Origin of the sequence: Frankia sp. CeD (genome assembly GCF_000732115.1) — a bacterium.
In the GTDB taxonomy this organism is placed as follows: Bacteria; Actinomycetota; Actinomycetes; order Frankiales; family Frankiaceae; genus Frankia; species Frankia casuarinae.
In genome coordinates, this window is sequence record NZ_JPGU01000025.1 from 33566 (window position 1) to 52610 (window position 19045).

The window sequence follows — 19045 nt, forward strand, 5'->3', positions numbered from 1 at the left end:
GGCGCAGCTCGAACCGATGGGAGATCTGATGTGCGTGAGCTCAGCTCCCGGGGTAGCGGGTGGACCAGGCCGGGGTGGCCGCGCCGAAGGCGTCGGAGACGGTCGCGGTGTTCTCGATCTCGGTTACCAGATCGTCCGCGACCTGCCCGACCAGCTCATAGCCCGCCAGCTCCTTCAGCCAGGCTGCCGGCAGCGCCGGCTCACCCAGAGCGGCGCCAACGAGGTTCCCGCAGATCGCGCCGGTCGAGTCGCTGTCGCCGGAGTGGTTGACTGCCGCGAGCAGCGCCGTCTGCGGATCGTCGGGCGCCGCCACCGCGCAGTACACCGCGATCGCTAGCGCCTCCTCGGCGACCCAGCCGGCGCCCAGCGATTCCACGCGTTCCGCCGTGGGCGCACCGTCCGCTGCCGTTCCGAGCGCCGCCCGCAGAGCTCTGGCTACTTCCTTGCCGTCGCGTTCGGCCGACAGGCGGCCGAGGGCCGATGCGGTGGCCTGGGTGATGCCAGCGCCGTCTACCATCGCGGCGACGATCCATGCGAACGCGCCCGCGGCGAGGTACCCGGAGGGATGACCGTGGGTGAACACGGCGCATGCGACCGCATGGTCGAAGGAGGTTTCCGGGCCCCGCCGGAGCAGCCCGAACGGGGCCGAGCGCATCACCGCCCCGCATCCCTTGCTGTCGGGGTTCGCCGGCCGCGCGAGCGTGCCCATCTCGGGGCGCCCCAGCCCGGACAGGCAGGCGTTCCCCGGAGCGCGCCGGGCATACATCAGCTGCTGCGCCGCCAACCAGCCGTCCACCTCCCCGGCGGCCGGACCGGTCCGCCGCTGCGTCGTGAGCCAACGCTGGTAGGCGCGCCACAGCACCGCGGGCGGATCGGCGATACCCCGGGAACGGCTGCGGACCGAGGCCCGGATCAGACCCTCCACGGTAAAGAGCGTCATCTGAGTGTCATCTGTAAACGGAGCGTGTACCCCGTAGGCGGCCGTGAGGCCGATGACCCCCGCCGTCCCGTACTCCCGTCGGATCTCGTCAAGCGACTGGAATTCGATTGCCGCACCGAGCGCGTCTCCCAACGCCCCGCCCAGCAGGCAGCCCCGGACCCGGTCCCGGTAGGAGAGGCCGGAGTTCGCATCGTCCGTGGGCGCCGCCGCGCGCCGCTCTGATGGCCACAGGCTGACCGCGAGCCCCACGGCGGACCGGGCGGCCGGGGCGGCCCACAGACGTTCCTTGGTTCCGGCGGCGCCCTGGCTCTCTTCCGGGGTTTCGAGATCGGCGGCGGCGGCGAGTTCGGCGGCGGTCATGCGTTGGCGGGCCAGTGCCCGGCCCGACCTGCTGAGAATGACACCCTCGGCGGTCAGGATCTCCCGTGGATCGTCGGTGCGTTCCGGATCGGGCCAGCGGAAGTCCGGGGAGACGGAACCGTTCAGGAGCAGGACGCGGTGGGCGTTGGAGATCCGGGCACTGGCCAGCTTGGCTCCCACCGCGACGGCGTGGGACCCGATCACCTCCGCGACGTCGGAGTAACTGGTCCAGCGGCCGGGTGGGATCGCGGCCAGTACCCGGCTCATCAGGGTCCATCGCTGGTCCTGGGGCGGCGGTACTACGGACTCGTCCGGGCCGGGCCAGATCTTCACGATCCGCTCGGCGAGCGCCCGGCCACGATTCTGGATCTCCTCCCGGCCCCATCTGTCCTGACCGGCGATTTCTCGGTTCATCGCCAGCCCGCTGTCGGCCAGCAGCTTCTTCTTCTCGGTGAACTCGTGATCGGCGAGTTTCGGATTATAGGCGGTGAGCGTCAGATTGCCCAGAGTATGGACGAGCCTGCGGTGCAGCTCGTCGCGCGTCTCACCCTCGTGGGCATCGGCGTCGAGAACCGCTTTCCATCCCGGTCTCGACAATGACTGGGGGAGGATGTGTTCAACCGTCAGCTTCACGCCCCAGTCGACTGGTTCGAGATGCTCGTAATCCTCTTCCAGGCTGCGCAACACATAGGTGCGCTGAGGGCCGCGTCCGGTCCAGTAGAAGGGATTGAGCAGGACGGCTTCCTTCACAGGCTGATCGGTCGGGAACTTCTTACGCGGGCCGGAGAGAACCCGCGTGACCGCGGCGGCGGTCGGTGTCTGGTCGCCGAGCTCCTTGACGAGCGACATGAGGATGCGGTTGCTGTTGGCGCTCGCGATGCCGACCAGCATCCGCCGCACCAGGTAGCTCTCCACCACCCGGAGTGCCGCGGCGGTCTCGGTGGCGTCGAGACGGTCATTCGCATGCGCGATCAGCATGTGTAGGACGATCGGCCGGACGACGTCCGCCCCCCACCGGCGCAGCCGGTGCAGGGCCTGCCGCAGGACCGGGTCCTCCTCCCGGTCCGGATCGAGGATCCGGCTGAACAGCAGGGCCTTTGCATGCAGCTCGGAGATCCACTGCTCGATGGCGTCCTCGTCCGGCAGCGTCTGGAGATACTGCCGCTGCGACTGGTACACGGTCTCCTTGGTGGCACGGTCGTCGCCGCGGAGCACGAGGTCGAGCCAGACCAGATCCTCCAGTCTGTCACCGAGCAGTTCCTGGAGTGGGAACCACCGCCAGTCGTACACCCGGTCCGCTCGGGTGGGTAGCCGCATGAACAGGTAGTTGCGCAGCAGGTCCGCCTGGGTGAGCCGGCGGCCGGTGTGGTTGAGCGATTCGAAGATGCGGTAGACGTCGTCGTCGACATGCGCGGCGATCTCCACGATTGCGAGCTGACCGACCACGGCCTGCTCGATCAGTGCTGCGTCCAGCGGGTCGTCGGCGTCGCGCAACGCGGCGAGTTCCTTGCGGAAGAACTGGTATGCGTCGCCGATCCCCGCCCGGCCTCCTGCCTCCGGCGACCGCTCGACGAGAGCGGTCCAGGCGGTCCGGTCGGCTCGCGTCGGTAACAGGGTGTAACGTTCGGTTCCGGCCGCGTACCTGTTCATGAGGTACAGATCGTCGATTTTCGCCGCGAGCATCTGATCGTCATCTCGGACATGATCGCGGATCGCGCAGAGCAGGATGCTCAGCGCCGTCAGCCGTTGCTGACCATCTACCACCAGCCAGATCGCCACTCCGGCCGGCGTGGTTGACGGGCTCGGCGCGAGAACCAGCGAACCCAGGAAGTGTGTTGCCGCTGGACCGGCGGCGGCCACGCTCGTGATGTCGGCCCAGAGTTGCCGCAGGTTGGCGCGTTCCCAGCTGTAGGGGCGTTGATACAACGGGACGACGTACTGACACTGACCCTGGAGGAGTTCACCCAGAGTAGTTTCGTTCGCCTTCACTGCTGCTCTCCGCCCTGCCTGGGTAGCCGAATCCGAACCGTTTTGCCACTTACCGGTGGAAAAGACTATCGGAGGCGGCGGATCCGCCCACCGGGTCCGTGCCCGGCCGTCGCCGCGGGCCGGTATGACAAACTGGCGGCAGCGGACGAGTCCCCATACCCCACCTCAGCGCGGTGCCTGTTCCCCTTGTGGCGCGCCCGATCCCGGCCGGGTCCGGCGAGGACCGGCCAGGTGCGCCACGGCGTGCCGAGCGGTGTTGATCGGCCCCGGACCGATCCGGTTGAGGATGGTCCGGTCGAGGCATGACCGGGACGGGACCGGTTCGGCGTGCTGGAGGGGGGTGGCATGGCAGCGGGTTCTGGAAGTCCCGGCGTGACCGGAGGCAATGGCACCGTCAACGTTCATGGTGCCCTCGATGGGCATGGCACCGTCAACGTTCATGGTGCCCTCGATGGGCATGGTGCCCTCAGCGGGCATGGCGCTGTCAACGGTCAGGGCGGCTCGGGAGGTTCGGGCGCCTTCGGTGGTCTCGGTGGTTCGGGTGGTTCCGACTCGTCGGGTCACGTCATTGTCTGCGGGCTGAGCAACCTGGGGCTCCGGCTGGCCGAACAGCTCCGGGCGTCGGGTGTGACGGTGGTGGCCATCGACGATCGGGTCGCCCCCGCCACCCGGCGCAGGGTGGAGCGGTGGGGCGTGCGGGTCCTGGTGGAGAGTACCCGTGGCGCCGGGGCGCTGCGCGAGGCCGGCATCGCCGCGGCGCTCGCGGTCGTGTCCTGTCACGAGACGGACCTCGACAACCTGGGCACGGCGCTGGTCGCGGCCGAGACGGCCCCCGGTGTCCGGCTCGTCGTGGCCATCAGTAACCGCCAGCTCGGCGACCAGCTCGCGGACGCGCTCAGCCAGGTCCGGGTGCTGAACCGGGCCGAGCTCGCGGGGCCGAGCTTCGTCGAGGCGTGCCTCCGCTCGGACGTGACGCACGCCTTCCCGATGGACGAACGGTCCGATGCCGAGGTCTTCGCGGTGATCGAGGAGTCGATCATAGGCCGGCATGCCTTCCGGGCCCGCTATGGCGATCTGACCCCGATCTCGCTGCGCCGCGCGGGGGAGCGCCTCCCCGAGCTCTGCCCGCCCCGCGACGTCTCGCTGCGCCCCGGCGACCGGCTGACGCTCCTCGGGCGGCTGTCGGAGTTCCACGAGCGGGGCATGACGGTCGCGGGCCTGCACGACGCGCGGCTGTTCGCCGCGCTGGCCGGCGGCTCGGCCGAGCATGGCGATCCCGGCGATCCCCGCGAGCCCGGAGGGGTCCGGGGGGTCTGGCGGGCCACGGTGGCCAGGTTCCGGGAGATCGTCTCGATGATCCGTGGGGAGCTCGACCCCCCCTTCCGGTTCGCACTCGCCGCCGTAGTAACGATCATGATGGTCGGTACGGTCGTGCTGTGGTTGACCTACGCCAACCACAACGAGGCCGCNCCCGCCGAGTTCGGCCCGCTGGACGCGCTTTACCTCACGGTCGCGACGATGGCCACGGTCGGCTACGGCGACTTCAACTTCGGCGCCGCCGACGAGTGGCTACAGGTGTTCGGCATCGGACTGATGCTGCTCGGCGCCCTGTCGATCGCCGTCGTCTATGCGTTCATTACCAACATCATCATCAGCCGTCGGTTGGAGCGGGTGATGGGACGCGGGCGGGCCGGGGCGGTGCGTGGCCACGTCATTCTATGCGGGCTCGGCTCGGTGGGGGTCGCCACGATGAACGGCCTGGTGCGCGCGGGCCGGCATGTGGTGGTGATCGAGCGTGACGAGAACAACCGGTACCTGCCCGTCGCCCGTGAACGTGGGGTGCCCGTGATCATCGGGGACGCNACCGTCCGCTCGACGCTGCTGGAGGCCGGCCTCGCCCATGCCGCCACGATCGCGGTGCTCACCAGCGACGACGTCGCGAACCTGGAGGCCGTGCTGTCGGCCCGGGAAGCGCACGAGGAGTTGCGGGGGGCGTGGGCGGCCCGCCGCCCCGCCCGGCGGGCCGCCCGGCGGGGCGGCGGGTGGTCCCGCGGCCGGATGCGGGAGTCCGACCCGGACACGCACCACCCCGACCTGCGAGTAGTGCTGCGGATCTTCGACACCACGATGGCCGACGAGGTCGAGCGGCGCTTCGGCATCCATACGGCACGCAGCGCGTCCGCCCTGGCCACGCCGTATTTCGTCGGCGCGGCGCTCGGTTACGACGTCATCAGTACCTTCTACGTGCAGCGCACGCCGTTCCTGGTGGCCAGGATGACCATCCACGCCGGCGGCGGGCTGGTCGGCCCGACCCTGCGGGAGCTGTCCACCGGGACCCGGGTGCTCGCCGTGATCACCGCGGCCGCGAACGCGGACACCGGCGGAGACGTGAATCTGGACAGCGGCGTGAATCTGGACAGCGGCGCGGACACCGACGGCGGCGTGGAGCGGGACGGCCAGGGGGCTCCCGGTGGCGGGCCGGACTACCGGCCGGGACGCCACACCCGGCTCCGGCCCGGGGACGAGCTGTTCGTGGTGGGACCGGTGAACCGGATCGTCGACATGGTGCGGCGCAACCAGCAGGTCGACATCACCACGGCGGGAACTGCGTAACACCATCACCGTGACGGTGCGCTACCTGGACGAGTGGCCGCGCGGCACACAGTCATGCCCGGACCACAAAACCATGTGAATATTTACCGCCTATTTGGATGAAAGGGAACAAGTGGACATCTACCTGGAGGGGATGAACCGCCTCACGGTCGATAGTCCGCAGCCGTCCGTCACGCCCGAGCCGCTCGGCCGGATCATCAACGACCTGGGCCTGTGACCGGCTCGGTAGAGAGCCGCCTCGTTTCCCTATGACCCGGAACTTTCGGTAATTCTGGACGCGGTTCGTGAACCAGCCTTCGGGTAGCCGTCGTCTGCGGTATGAATGCCTTAGCCCCACAGTCGCCCGGGGGCGAGCCCGGGTCTCTGCTCGTCACCTGTATGTCCNCAACATGCACAGGACGGAGAGCTGAAGCGGATGGTCTCGGCGCTGGTCGTGATCTCTCTCGTATTGACCGGGCTGGTGGCGGGCACGTTGACGGTCGGCCTGGTCGCCGTACGGCCCGCGATGCATTCACTGCCGCCCACTCCCTACGTAATGGTCAAGCAGGCGTTCGACATCAGCTACCCGCGGATGATGAAGCTGCTGCAGATTACAAATCTGATCGCTACGATCGCCCTGGCGGTCGCGGCCGGCGTCACCGGTGCGACGGCCTGCGCGGTGCTGGCCGGCATCGTGGCGGCCTGCGTCCTCACCAACATCCTGGTCACCGTGCGCGGCGACCTTCCGATCAACAACGCCATGGCCACCTGGCAGCCGGAGTCTCCGCCGGCCGACTGGCGCGAGCAGCGGGCGCGCTGGGACTTCTTCAACAGCATCCGCACGACCGCCGCGGTGATCGCGCTGGTTCTGCTGGCCCTGGCCGCGACCACCCAGTACTAACGCGGCTTCGCCCGCCCAGGCCTTCCAGCGGAAGCTACCGGCTTTGAACTTCGGCGAATTCAGCAAGGTTAAGGTCATCTCTTATCGTCCAGTACACGTCCAGTACACGTCCAGTACAGGAGTATCGATCTCCGTAAGAGGCGGAGAATGTCGGGGGCAGCAGCTCGTCCGGTCAGCGCATTGGTTGCTCGATGACCAAGGAGAAGTGTCGTTTTACTGGTCGGCGGGGGACCAGTCCTCGGTGAGGGTCTCCATCTGGGCGAGGACGAGGTCGATCGCCGCCTTCGGGTAGCTCCAGCGGGATGTGTGCCGGTTCAGAGCAGCGCGTGCTCGGCGGTCGCCAGGAGCCGGGCCGCGACCTCGTCGACCGACAGCCGGCGGCCGGTGTAGAGCAGGTCGAACGCGTCGAAGCTGGTAAGCAGCCAGAGGACGTCGACCGCGGCGGCCACCGGCACGCGCAGGAGGCCGTGGGCGGCCAGGCGTTCGGCGAGATGTTCCATCCCGCCGAGACGGTCCTGCTCGGCCCGTTGCAGCGCGCCATCGAGCGCCTGTTCCATCGAGCGCAGGGCCCACAGGGCGTCGCGCTGCCCGGCGTACACCCGCACGCTTGCGGTGATCCCGCCGCGCAGGTGAACGAGTGGGTCCGGATCCTGCACGGCCCGCACCAGGTCCGCGAAACCGCCCCGGTCGAGCACGTCCTGGGTGAGGGCATCGAACAGCCCCGCTCGGGAGCCGAACACCAGGTAGACCGTCGACCGGGCCACGCCCGCCTGCCGCGCGACCGCCTCCACGCTCGCGAGCCGGGGCAGCTGTTCGTACATCGCGTCGAGGATCCGGCGGCGGGTCNGGTCCGCACCAGCCGTGCGCAGCCGTTGCTCGTAGCNACGGGGAGACATGACTGCACCCTACGTGCGATGGACAGGCTGTCTTCGAGACGAAGACAAGCCGTCTGTCAACCGTGGTGAACCGGACGGTCGGGGCTGCCCGGTGGGAAGCGAGAATCACGGTGGGGAGCGGCTGCTTCGAACAAGTTCGAACAAGAGGGATGGCGAACAAGAACAAGAGGGATGGCGAACAAGAGGGATGGCGACAGTGAGCGGAACCGCGACGAGCACCCCGTCACGGTGCGGTTCCCGTCACCGGGCGCCCGTGCCGCNCCGGCCGAGGACGAGGTCGATCCACTCGGCCACGTGGCGTGCTATGACAGCGGGTTCCTTCATCCAGTCGAAGTGACCGAGGTGGGTGGATCCACTCGTGCGGTCCAGGTGGACGCGATGGACCTCCGAGCCCGTCAACCGCCTGGTGAAATAGTCGACCGCCCGGCGCGGCGCGAGATGGTCGGCGTCCAGGGAGATGGCCAGTACCGGCAGGGTCACCGCGCCGAGAAGACCGAGGAGGTCGGGCTCCGACCTGGCCAGCCGGTAACGGCCGGTGCGGGCACTTCTGGCCCAGTCCAGCATCNGCGCCCTGGGCTGCCGCCCGCCGAAGCCGAACCGGTGCCCGGGCCAGTAGCCCAGCAGCTGCGACACCCCCGCGACGAACGTGGAACCGCCCAGGACCCACGCTGAACGAAGGGGCCTGAAGACGCGCCAGTACGAGGTGCCCGCGCCGATGACGGCCAGGCCGCTCAGCCCGCCGCTGTCGGGGGCCTCCCGCGCGGCACGCAGGATCGAGAGTTGTCCGCCGAGACTGTGACCCACGACGAACAGCGGCGCCCCGGGGAATCGTTCCCGCGTCGCCGCCGTGATCGTCGGCAGGTCGTCCTCGACACCCTCCTGGTAGCTGCCCCGGCTGCCGGCCGAGCGCCGGAGCGCCGCGGCTCCGTGGTGATGCCAGCGCAGATCGGTTGTCACGACCGAGTACCCCAGCGACCGCAGTGCCTCGGCGAAGGGGGTGTAGTACTTTGTCCGAACCCCCATCGCCGGAAGCAGGAGAATCACCGGCGCGGACTCGTCGGCCTGCGGAAGAACACGCAGGCCGAATCGCGTCCCGGCAGTGGTGGCGACCTCGAGTTCCGTCTNGCTTTCCGCCGCGGGTTCGGTCTCACCGGCGGCCGCCGACGGGGGAGGAACAAGAGCATCTGCGGACACGTGCCGCTCCTTCCATCCGGATCGCCGATCGTCTGATCGGTATTTCCGACAGCGGGTCCGATAAAGGTTGGTGAGCGCAGCCGGAAAGCCGGGCATGATGGTGAGCGTAGTAACGTCTGTGGACTTCTTCCAGTGAAGTCGCGGAGGACGCCCGGGCCGGGATGCCCGGCCCGGGCGAGGGAGAGCCGTGGTTACGGGCTTTACCTGCGGGCAGGGCCCTCCTGCTGCCGGCGGCGCCTTGCCTGCAGGTATCTTTCCTGCAGGTGTCTTGTCAGGAGGCGTCGAACCAGGCGCGGTAGTCGAACTCCGCCTTGGCGACGAGGGCGCCGGCGTCGTCGTAGAGCAGCGAGCCCCCGCGGATCTCGAAGCGTTCTTCGGCGGTCCGCTCCGCTGCCGGGTGCGCCACCTCGATGTCCACTGAACCGTGGGCCCGGATCCGACCGACCGCCGGCCGCAGGTACATGATCCGGCAGTCGCGCAGCACGAAGCTGCGGAGGCTGAAGATCCTCGGTGCCAGGGCGCCCGAGAACGCCGCGGCTCCGGAGACCTCGGCGGCGAGGAACTGCGCCGCCGCATGCACGGTGCCCATGTGGTTCTGGAGGTCGGGTCGGTTGGGGAGCTCCGCCACGCCGCCGTCCCGGCGCAGCTCGACGACCCGCACCCCGGTCAGGTTGCAGAATGGCACCATCGTGTCGATGACGGAACGGAGTTGTTCGAGATTTGGTGGCGCGTCACCGTTCGCCTGAAAGTGCGCCTCGCGAACCATCTCCAGTGGGGATCGTATCTCCGACTGAGCAGACATGTTACTGAGCATCCGCTGGAAAGGTTTCTTCGGGATGAATTCGAGGCGACTTTACGAACCCTTTGCCATTGGTGATTCCTATCGTGCGATTACATCACCTTGTGACGCCTTGCAGGTATATAGGGGAGCCTAGGAGGATGCCCAGGAGGATAACGACAACACATCCGCCGGGGACCCGTCGTGCCAGTGTAACGATCGGTTGACCGGCATACTTCAGGGAGTCTCCGACCATGTACGACGTGATTGTCGTGGGAGCGCGCTGCGCCGGCTCACCTGTGGCGATGTTGCTTGCCCGGCGCGGTCACCGGGTGCTGCTCGTCGACCGCGTGTCCTTTCCCAGCGACACGATCTCCACCCACTATCTTCAGNAGGCCGCACTGCTCCGTCTGCGGGAGTGGGGGCTGCTCGACGCACTCACGGCGACCAACTGCCGGCCGATCACCGACATGACGGTGTCCCACCTCGGTGTGGTCATCCGCGGGTTCGCCGATCCGGTCGACGGGCTGGCGTTCTCGATGGCGCCGCGCCGCATCGTGCTGGACAAGCTCCTGCTCGACGGCGCGGTCGCGGCGGGNGTCGAAGTCCGGGNGGGCTTCTCGGTCCGAGATCTGATCCGTCACGACGACGGCACGGNCGCGGGGNTCGTGGGCCGGGACGCCACGGGAGCCGTCGTCGAGGAGCGGGCCACTCTCGTCGTGGGCGCCGACGGCCGCAACTCCGTCGTGGCCGACCTGGTGGGAGCCGACTTCTACAAGGTCGTGCCGGCGGCCAGCTTCATCTACTACTCCTATTTCAGTGGGCTGGACTGGCAGTTCCACAGCCGGTTCGGTGACCACGAGCAGTGCGCCGGCTGGCCCACCCATGACGGGCTCACCCTCGTCACCGCGATGCGCAACCTCGAGGATTTCGAGGAGTTCCGCGCCGATATCGACGGGAGCCTGCGCCGGACCTTCCGCAGCGTCGCGCCCGAGCTCGCCGAGGATCTCGACAGCCATGGCGTCCAGGAGGACCGTTACTACGGAATCCGTTATCCGGACAACTACTACCGCACGTCCTATGGTCCGGGTTGGGCGCTGACCGGAGACGCTGGTTACCACAAGGACCCGGTGACCGGTCTGGGCATCACCGACGCCTTCCGCTGCGCGGACCTGTTGACCGAGCACGTGGACCAGGCGCTGCGTGGCGACCGGCCCATGGACGAGGCCCTCGCCGAGTATCAGCGGTTGCGCGACGAGGAATCGGCCGGTGCGTTCAATTTCNCCACGACGCTGGGCGAGCTGAACTTCCCGCCGCACCTCGTGGCGCTGTGGCGGGCCTTGCCGAACAACGAGACGGCGCGGGCGCAGTTCTTCGGAATGATCGCGGGTGTCGTGCCGTCGTCGGTCTTTCTCGCGCCGGAGAACGTCGAGTCCATCATGTTGGCCGCGGCGGCCGTGTAATGGACAGTCGACCGATCATCGGCGGTCCGACGCCGTCGCCGATGCTCACCGTGGTCGGCGACAGCTTCGCCGAGGGCCGCGGTGACCCGGCTCCCGACGGCGCCTGGATCGGCTGGGCGCCCAGAATGGCCGCGGCTCTGGGTATTCCGCGCAGTCGCGTTCTCAACCTGGGGCGGAACGGCGCGACGACGCAGGATGTCATCGACACGCAGCTCGACGTCGCCGCCTCCGCCCCGGCGGCCCTCGTCGGGATCGCCGCGGGCAGCAACGACCTGCTCGCGGACTACTCGCAGGACAGGTTCGAAAAAAACTTCACCCACCTAGTCGCGACTCTCGCGGTCCCGGGAACCACCGCGTTCACCTTCACCTTTCCGGACCTCACCACCAGGCTCTCGGCGCCGCCGGCGATCCTGGACGTACTCCGCTCCAGGATCGAGCGGGCGAACGACCATGTCCGCTCGACCGCGGCGAACCACGGAATTCTCCTCGTCGATTTCGATCACGTCGACCGCGCCCACGACTCTCAACTGTGGAATCCCGGGGACTATCATCCCAACGCGGCCGGATACGAATTCGTCGCCAGTCTCCTTGCGGATCTGGTGCGCGAAGTCCTGTCGCGCCCGGCTCCCCGGATTCCGGTTCCGGTTCCATCCTGACCCTGTTCGGTTGACCGGCCTCTCGACGTATTCTGACCCGACGTCGAGTGGATCGGGAGTGAAGCATCTCACGACGCACCGTCGCGGCGNTTGCCTCGGCCGATCGAGTGTTCGGCAGGTTGTTCTTGCGGAACAACAGGACGTCGATGACACTGGTTCCAGGATGCCCGCGCGGATCGGATACGAGTAAACTGTCGCCAGGCCTCGCGGTTCGCTGTCACGGCCACGAAGACCTGCGGCAGTGCTTCGGAACAACGTTGTTCCGGGACAACGTTGTTCCGGAACAACCCGCCGGCCGTCTGGCTCTCCGGCGGACCGGCCGGTCCGCTCCGGTGAACCGGTTCCCAATNNNTCNCNNNTNNANNNCNCCGCCGGATACATCACGCCNGACATATCAGGGCACCACGCCCGACATATCAGGGTCCCGCCGCACGCGGTGGTGACCTGCCGGCCAGTAAAGGGGAGAAGCACGTGGACGAGTCCGACCGCCCTGACGACCGACGACTCGCGAACAACCCGATCGCGATCGTNGGGCTCGCCGGACTGTTCCCGATGGCGCGCGACGTGCGGGAGTACTGGAGCAACGTCATCGACGCCGTCGACTGCGTCACCGAGGTGCCGTCGACGCACTGGCGCCCGGAGGACTACTACGACCCGGATGCGACGGTGCCCGACCGTACCTACGCGCGCCGGGGCGGCTTCCTCCCCGAGGTCGCGTTCAGCCCGGTGGAGTTCGGCTTTCCGCCCAACCTGCTGGACGTGACCGCGGTCGTGCAGCTGCTCAGTCTGATCGTCGCGCGGGATGTGCTCGTCGACGCGGGCGCACCGGGATCGGCATGGTACGACTCCGAGCGCACCGGGGTCATCCTGGGCATGGCCGGCCCCACCACGATGGCCCACCCGCTGGCGGCCCGGCTGGAGACGCCGGTCCTGCGCGAGGTCGTGCGCGCCGCGGGACTCGACGAGGCCGAAACCGCCGCGGTCTCGGAGGCCTTCTCGCTCGCGTTCCCGCCGTGGGAGGAGAACTCGTTCCCCGGGCTGCTCGGCAACGTCGTCTCCGGCCGGATCACCAACCGGCTCGACCTCGGAGGCACGAACTACACGGTCGACTCCGCGTGCGCGAGTGGGCTCACGGCCGTCCGCGGGGCCATCGCCGAACTCATCGACCACCGTGCCGATCTCATGATCACCGGTGGTTGTGACACCGAGAACTCGATCTTCAGTTACATGTGCTTCTCGAAGACGCAGGCGCTGTCCAAGTCCGACCGCATCCAGCCGTTCGCCGCCGGCGCCGACGGCACCCTGGTCGGCGAGGGCATCGGGATGCTGGCGCTCAAGCGGCTGGCCGACGCCGAGCGCGACGGGGACCGGATCTACGCGGTCATCCGGGGTCTCGGGTCGTCCAGCGACGGTCGGTTCAAGAGCGTCTACGCGCCGCGCGCGGAGGGCCAGGTCCGCGCGCTGCGCCGGGCCTACGCGGACGCCGGGGTGAGCCCGGCGTCCGTCGAGCTGTTCGAGGCGCACGCCACCGGTACCGCCGTCGGTGACGCCACCGAGCTGTCCGCGCTCGGGGCCGTCCTGGCCGAGGCCGGGGCACGCCCGGGCCGGGCGGCGATCGGCAGTGTGAAGTCGCAGATCGGGCACACCAAGGGCGCTGCCGGCGCGGCCAGCCTGATCAAGCTGTCGCTGTCGCTGTACAACCGGGTGCTGCCGCCCACGATCAACGTCCGCGAACCGAATCCGGCGCTCGCCCAGGAGGGCTCGCCCTTCTACCTCAGCACCCGCACCCGGCCCTGGGTGCTCGACCCGGACGTGGGGCGGCGCCGGGCGGCCGCCTCCGCCATGGGGTTCGGCGGTACCAACTTCCACGTCGTCCTGGAGGAGACCCCCGACACGGCACGCCCGGACGCCGATAAGCGTGCCGCCCGGGCGACGCACCGTGCCGTCCGCGCCCACCTGTGGCATGCCGCGACGCCCGCGGAGCTCCTCGACCTGGTGCGCGGACAGGCCGAACCGAACGGTGACACGGGCATCCCGGGCAGCGCCGCGCGGGTCGGGTTCGTCGCGCGCACCGGCGCCGAGGCGGAGCGCCTGCGCGCGATCGCGATCGAGCAGCTCGCGGCGCGAGCCGACGCCGCCGAATGGTCGCATCCCGCCGGGGTGCACTACCGCCGGCAGGCGGCCGAGCAGCCCCGCGTCGGCGTCGTCTTCGCCGGCCAGGGCAGCCAGTACGTCGACATGGGGCTCACCGCCGCCGTCGAGATCCCGCCGGTGCGGGAGGCCTTCGACGCGGCGAACGCCACCTTCGCCGGGGCCGAGCTCACGCTCGCCCGTGCGGTGTTCCCGCCGCCGAGCTTCGATCCGGGCGACCGTGCCGACCACGAGATGAACCTGACGCGCACCGAGTACGCGCAGCCCGCGATCGGTGCGCTCTCCGTCGGCCAGTTCCGGTTCCTGCGGGAGCTGGGACTGCGCCCGGTGAGCCTGCTCGGCCACAGCTTCGGGGAGCTGACCGCCCTGTGGGCCGCCGGTTCCCTCGCCGACGCCGACTTCTTCCGGCTCGCCCGGCGTCGCGGCCAGGCCATGGCCCCGCCGGACGAACCCGGCTTCGACCCCGGCACCATGGCCGCCGTCCGCGCCGACCGCGACGCGGTCGCCGAGCTGCTGACCGCGCACCCGGACGTGGTCGTGTGTAACCACAACGCCCCCGACCAGGTCGTCGTTGGTGGTCCGACGCCCGCCGTCGAGGAGTTCGTCACCGCCGCCACCGCGAACGGGCTCGACGCCCGGCGCATCTCCGTGGCCGCGGCGTTCCACACCTCGCTCGTCGGGCACGCGGTGGACGACTTCGCCGCCGCGGTGGACGTCACCGAAATCGGATCGCCGGCCGTGCCGGTGCACGCCAACNCCGCCGGCGCCCGGTACGGCGACGACCCCGCCGAGAACCGCCGGGTCCTCACCCGGCAGCTGGGCAACCCCGTCGAGTTCGTCGCCGGGCTGCAGGCCCTGCACGCGGACGGCGCGACGGTGGTTGTCGAGATCGGGCCGAGCCAGGTGCTGACCGGTCTGGTCCGGCGCACCCTCGGCGACGATGTCGTGGCGATCCCCACCGACGCCGGTCGCGACGGCGACGGCGCGGTGGCTCTGATGACCGCGGCCGTGCGCCTCGCGGTGCTCGGCGTCGAGCTCAGCGGGCTCAACCGCTATACGGCCCCGCTGCCGCAGCAGGTGCAGCCGACCGGGATGACGGTTGCGCTGACCGGGGCGGACTACGTCTCGGAGCCTCGCCGTCGCGCCTACGCCGACGCGCTGGTCACGCTCGCGGCCGCCGCGGCCGTCCGGCCGCGAGAGTCGGCCGCCGCGGCGCTCGAAAACGTCCCGACCGCCACCGAGCGGCGCGTCCCCGAAGCGGCACCGGCGCCCACCCGGCCAGTACCCACCCAGCCGGCACCGGCGCCCACCCGGCCAGTACCCACCCAGCCGGCACCGGCGCCCACCCGGGCGGTACCCGTCCCGACGGCCATCGCTCCGGTAGCGCCTGCTCCGGTAGCGCCTGCTCCGGCGGCAGCCACCCTGGCGGCCCCGGCCCCGAGCGCCGGTGAGGTCGCCGGCATCAGCGAGGTCGCCCGCGACCATCTGGCCCTGCACTCCCAGTTCCTCGACACCCAGCTCCGGGTCGCCGAGGGCCTCGTGCAGGTCCTTCGCGCGGCCCCCGCGGACAATGGGGCGGGTCAGGAGATCCGGGCCGCTGCCGACGCTGTGACCCGGCAGAGCCTGGCCGTGGGTGAGGCCCATATCCGGGTCAACGAGATCCTGGCGTCCCTGACCGACCTGGAGTACGGCAACGGCGTCGGCGGCCAGGGCAACGGCGTCGGCGGCCACGGCGTCGGCGGCCACGGCGCCGGCGGGCTCGCGGCCGGCGGGGCGCCGGGCGGCGCGCTCACCACCGGTACGGAACCGACGGACCTGTACGGACGGGGAACGGCGGGCGATCTGCGTACGCCGGGAATCCCGGCGCCCGGGCTGCCGGCCGTCCCGCTTCCGATCCCCAGCACCGGGAACAGTAACGGGCGTCCGGCGGGNGCGATCGCGGCTGCCCCGCCCGTGCCTCCGGTGACCGTCCCATCCGTCCCATCCGTCCCATCCGTGCCTCCGGTGACCGTCCCATCCGCGGCCCCGGCGACCGTGGGGTCGCAGCCGGCCACCGCTGGGATTGCCCAGCCGGCGACGGCCGAGCCGCCGGCGGGCGTCGACGTGTCGGTTATTGAGTCGGCGGNGGCGGNGGNGGNGGCGGNGAAGACGGGTTATCCGGTGGATGTGCTGGAGCCGTCGATGGCGTTGGAGTCGGATCTGGGGGTTGATTCGATTAAGCGGGTGCAGATTCTGGGGTCGTTGCAGGAGCGGTTCCCGGGTGTTCCTGCGGTGGGTCCGGAGCGGGCGGCGGAGATGCGGACGCTGGNGGATGTGGCCTCGTTCCTGCGTGATGGCCTGGGCCTGACCGCGCCGGCCAGCGCCGCACCCGAGTCGACCCCGCCCACCGCTACTGAGACGGCGGCGTCGATGCCCACGGCGACTGCATCGGCGCCGCACCCCGTTCCGACCGAGGCGCCCATCGAGCGGCTGCGCGCGGTGCCGCGCCTTCTGCCGGCCGTAGACCCGCTCGACGATCCTTTCGGCGTCCAGCCCAGCGCGCTCGTGATCGAGGTCGGTGACGCCGGTGGTGTGGCGCTGGTCCGCCACCTCAGGGAGCGCGGCATCTCGGTCGAGCGGATCGCGATCGGGTCCCTTGCGGGTTCCGACACCGCCGGCCTCCTCGGCTGGGATGGCGCCGCGGTCGAGGCGGCGCTCGCGGCTGTCGCCGGATCGGTCCGCCTGGACCTCTGCCTGCTCGCCCTCGGCGCTCCGGCATCACCGGGCGCCGGATCCGGGGCTGAGCCGGACCGCGCCGGGGAGGACGATCGAGCCGGGATCGGCGCCACCGGGCTGGCCGACTTCGACGTCGCCGCGCGTGGGCTCGCCGACGCCATCCTGGCCACGAAGGGGCTCGTCGTACCACTGCGGGCGGCGGCCTCGGCGGGCCGGCGCGCGGCCTTCCTAACGGTGACGCGGGTCGACGGGCTGCTCGGCCATCGGGGCGGGTCCTCGATAGCCGGGGCGGTCACCGCGGGGATCACCGGGCTGGTGAAGACCGTCGCGCTCGAGGCACCTGAGCTGGTCTGCCGGTCGGTCGACGTCCATCCGGCGCTNGACGACGACACCTTCGCGGCGGCCGTCCTGGCGGAGGCCGTCGATTCCGCCCGGGACGTCGTCGAGGTCGGTCTGGATCCCGAGGGACGCCGCTGGTCCGTCGAGTATGTCCAGGGCGGGGTGACCGGGGTGACCGGGGTGGCTGAGGCGGCCGGGGTGGCTGAGGCGGCCGGGGTGACCGGGACGACCTCCCCGGCGACGCTCCGGCCCCCGGTGGGCCCGGATGACGTCCTGGTGGTGACCGGCGGAGCCCGCGGAGTGACCGCGCGCTGCGTCGAGGAGCTGGCGCGCCGCGCCTCCTGCGAGTTCGTCCTGCTCGGACGCACGAATCTGGTTGAGGAGCCGGGCTGGGCGGCCGGAGTCGAGGATGACGGCCTCAAGGCGGCGTATCTCGCCGGGGCCCGTGCCGAGGGACGCAAGGTGCGGCTGCCCGACGTCGATGCCGCGGCTGCCGCCGTGATCGCCGTCCGGCAGGTGCGGGCCACCCTCGGTGACCTTGCCGCGACCGGCGCGCGGATCCACTACCAGGCCGTGGACGCCTCGGATCCGGTGGCGACGGCCGCGGCGCTCGCGCCCTGGCGTGACCGGGTCACCGGCGTCGTGCACGGCGCCGGCGCTCTCGCCGACGCGATGCTCACGGACAAGACCGTCCCGGCCATCCGGTCGGTGCTCACCCCGAAGCTCGCCGGCCTGCGCTCCGTGCTCACGGCGCTGGAGGGGGCACCGCTGCGTCATCTCGTGCTGTTCGGTTCGGTCGCCGGTGTCTTCGGTAACCCGGGGCAGGCCGACTACGCCACGGCCAACGAGGCGCTGACCAGGGTCGCGGCCTGGGCCCGGACCGGGCTCACCGGCCGGGTGGTCGCCCTGAACTGGGGCGCCTGGGACGGCGGGATGGTCACGGCCGACCTGCGGGAGCTCTTCCGCTCCCGGGGCGTGACGCTGCTGCCGCCGGACGAGGGCGCGCGCCGCTTCGTCGCGGAACTCGTCGACGGCCACGGCGCGGATGGCGCGGTCCTCATCGGTGGATCCGCTCCGCTCGCGCGGGCCGCGGGTGGCACGGCGCCCGCCGCGTTCGTGGCGCACCGTTCGATAGCGGCTATGGACACCGAGACGGTCATCGACCAGCACCAGATCGGGCCGGCCCCGGTGCTNCCCGCCACCGCCGGTCTCGGCTGGTTGGTCAACGGGGTCGAACGAGCCTTGCCCGGGCGTCAGGTCGTCGAGGTCCGGAACTTCATCGTGCACAAGGGGATCGTGTTCGACGGGGCGCACCTGCGGGACTACTGGCTCGACGCGCGGCCCGTCGACGGGACCGGCGGTGGGCCCGGTGACGGGCGTGACGGCGGGCCGGTGACGGTGTCCGCGACCGTTCGCGGGGACAGCGGCGGCGCGTTGCCGACCTCGCACTACGCGGGCACCCTCGTGCTCGCCGAGGTCACCGAGGTCGGCAAGGCCGCNGGGGCCGCCCCGACCGCCCCGGGCTGGCCCGCCGATGGTTACCGGCTCGGCGAGCAGGGCGAGGACGCGGCCTGGGTCTACACCGACGGGCTGCTCATCCACGGGCCGTTGATGCGGGGCATCCGGCGCCTGCTCGTGCGGGAGCCGGGCCGTCTGGTGGCTGAGTGCCGCCTGCCGGAACTGCCCTTCGCCGGCGGCGCGTTCGCGGGCGCGCTGCACCGCCCGGTCCTGTGCGACATCCTCGCCGCGGCCGGGAGCGTGCTCGCCCGGTGGACCCTGAACGAGGTGGGTGCCCTGCCGATCGAGATCGGGCACGCGGAGTTCTTCGCTCCGCTGCCGGCCAACGAGACGTTCATCGTGGTCGTCGACGACGTCCGACCCGGCCCGATGACGGTCACGGTGACCGTGACCGCCCACACCCCGGATGGACGGGTGCTGCAGCGCCTGTCCGACTTCACCTTCGTCGGCACCCCGGACATGGCGGATCTGATCCGTCAGGGGGCGCAGCGGTGGCAGTCGGGTGACCGGGCATGAGGTCCGGTCGGTGGCCGAAAGACCAGGCACTGCACGG

General features: G+C 70.5%; 9 protein-coding genes. 5 read left to right on the top strand and 4 right to left on the bottom strand.

What is annotated here, in order from left to right; genetic code table 11:
• Window positions 1–40 precede the first annotated feature (40 nt).
• On the bottom strand, window positions 41–3289 hold the full coding sequence (locus CED_RS23745; protein ID WP_023841478.1) for an ADP-ribosylglycohydrolase family protein: 3249 nt from the start codon (window positions 3287–3289) through the stop codon (window positions 41–43).
• Between the two features lie 345 nt (window positions 3290–3634).
• Between CED_RS23745 and CED_RS14060 the strand changes: the two genes are divergently transcribed.
• Both CED_RS14060 and CED_RS14065 read left to right on the top strand, forming a co-directional pair.
• Window positions 3635–5902, top strand: a complete 2268-nt coding sequence (locus tag CED_RS14060) for an NAD-binding protein (protein ID WP_035911351.1) — start codon at window positions 3635–3637, stop codon at window positions 5900–5902.
• A gap of 415 nt (window positions 5903–6317) precedes the next feature.
• Window positions 6318–6782 carry a DUF1772 domain-containing protein gene (locus tag CED_RS14065; protein WP_023841481.1) on the top strand — a complete coding sequence of 155 codons (465 nt, stop codon included), beginning with the start codon at window positions 6318–6320 and terminating at the stop codon, window positions 6780–6782.
• A gap of 314 nt (window positions 6783–7096) precedes the next feature.
• On the opposite strand, the gene CED_RS14070 is transcribed toward CED_RS14065, so the two are convergent.
• The 3 genes from CED_RS14070 to CED_RS14080 all read right to left on the bottom strand — a co-directional run bounded on the left by CED_RS14070 (window position 7097) and on the right by CED_RS14080 (window position 9674).
• Window positions 7097–7678: a TetR/AcrR family transcriptional regulator gene (locus CED_RS14070; protein WP_035911323.1), complete on the bottom strand. Its 582-nt coding sequence runs from the start codon at window positions 7676–7678 to the stop codon at window positions 7097–7099.
• Between the two features lie 240 nt (window positions 7679–7918).
• Window positions 7919–8872 carry an alpha/beta fold hydrolase gene (locus CED_RS14075; RefSeq protein ID WP_051868827.1) on the bottom strand — a complete coding sequence of 318 codons (954 nt, stop codon included), beginning with the start codon at window positions 8870–8872 and terminating at the stop codon, window positions 7919–7921.
• 271 nt (window positions 8873–9143) lie between these two features.
• Window positions 9144–9674, bottom strand: a complete 531-nt coding sequence (locus CED_RS14080) for a PaaI family thioesterase (RefSeq protein ID WP_023841482.1) — start codon at window positions 9672–9674, stop codon at window positions 9144–9146.
• A 230-nt stretch (window positions 9675–9904) separates the two neighbouring features.
• On the opposite strand from CED_RS14080, the gene CED_RS14085 reads away from it, so the two are divergent.
• The 3 genes from CED_RS14085 to CED_RS14095 all read left to right on the top strand — a co-directional run bounded on the left by CED_RS14085 (window position 9905) and on the right by CED_RS14095 (window position 19008).
• Window positions 9905–11113: an NAD(P)/FAD-dependent oxidoreductase gene (locus CED_RS14085; RefSeq protein ID WP_035911326.1), complete on the top strand. Its 1209-nt coding sequence runs from the start codon at window positions 9905–9907 to the stop codon at window positions 11111–11113.
• Window positions 11113–11769, top strand: a complete 657-nt coding sequence (locus CED_RS14090) for an SGNH/GDSL hydrolase family protein (protein ID WP_011437320.1) — start codon at window positions 11113–11115, stop codon at window positions 11767–11769. Before CED_RS14085 ends, CED_RS14090 begins: the two co-directional genes overlap by 1 nt.
• Before the next feature lie 471 nt (window positions 11770–12240).
• Entirely contained in the window at window positions 12241–19008 is a 6768-nt protein-coding gene (locus tag CED_RS14095; RefSeq protein ID WP_035911328.1) for a type I polyketide synthase, read from the top strand.
• Window positions 19009–19045: the final 37 nt, after the last annotated feature.

Excerpts from the sequence above, each read along its gene's own strand:
- CED_RS14065 (WP_023841481.1), top strand. The coding sequence starts at position 6,318 with ATGGTCTCGGCGCTGGTCGTGATCTCTCTCGTATTGACCGGGCTGGTG.
- CED_RS14080 (WP_023841482.1), bottom strand. The coding sequence starts at position 9,674 with ATGTCTGCTCAGTCGGAGATACGATCCCCACTGGAGATGGTTCGCGAG.
- CED_RS14090 (WP_011437320.1), top strand. The coding sequence starts at position 11,113 with ATGGACAGTCGACCGATCATCGGCGGTCCGACGCCGTCGCCGATGCTC.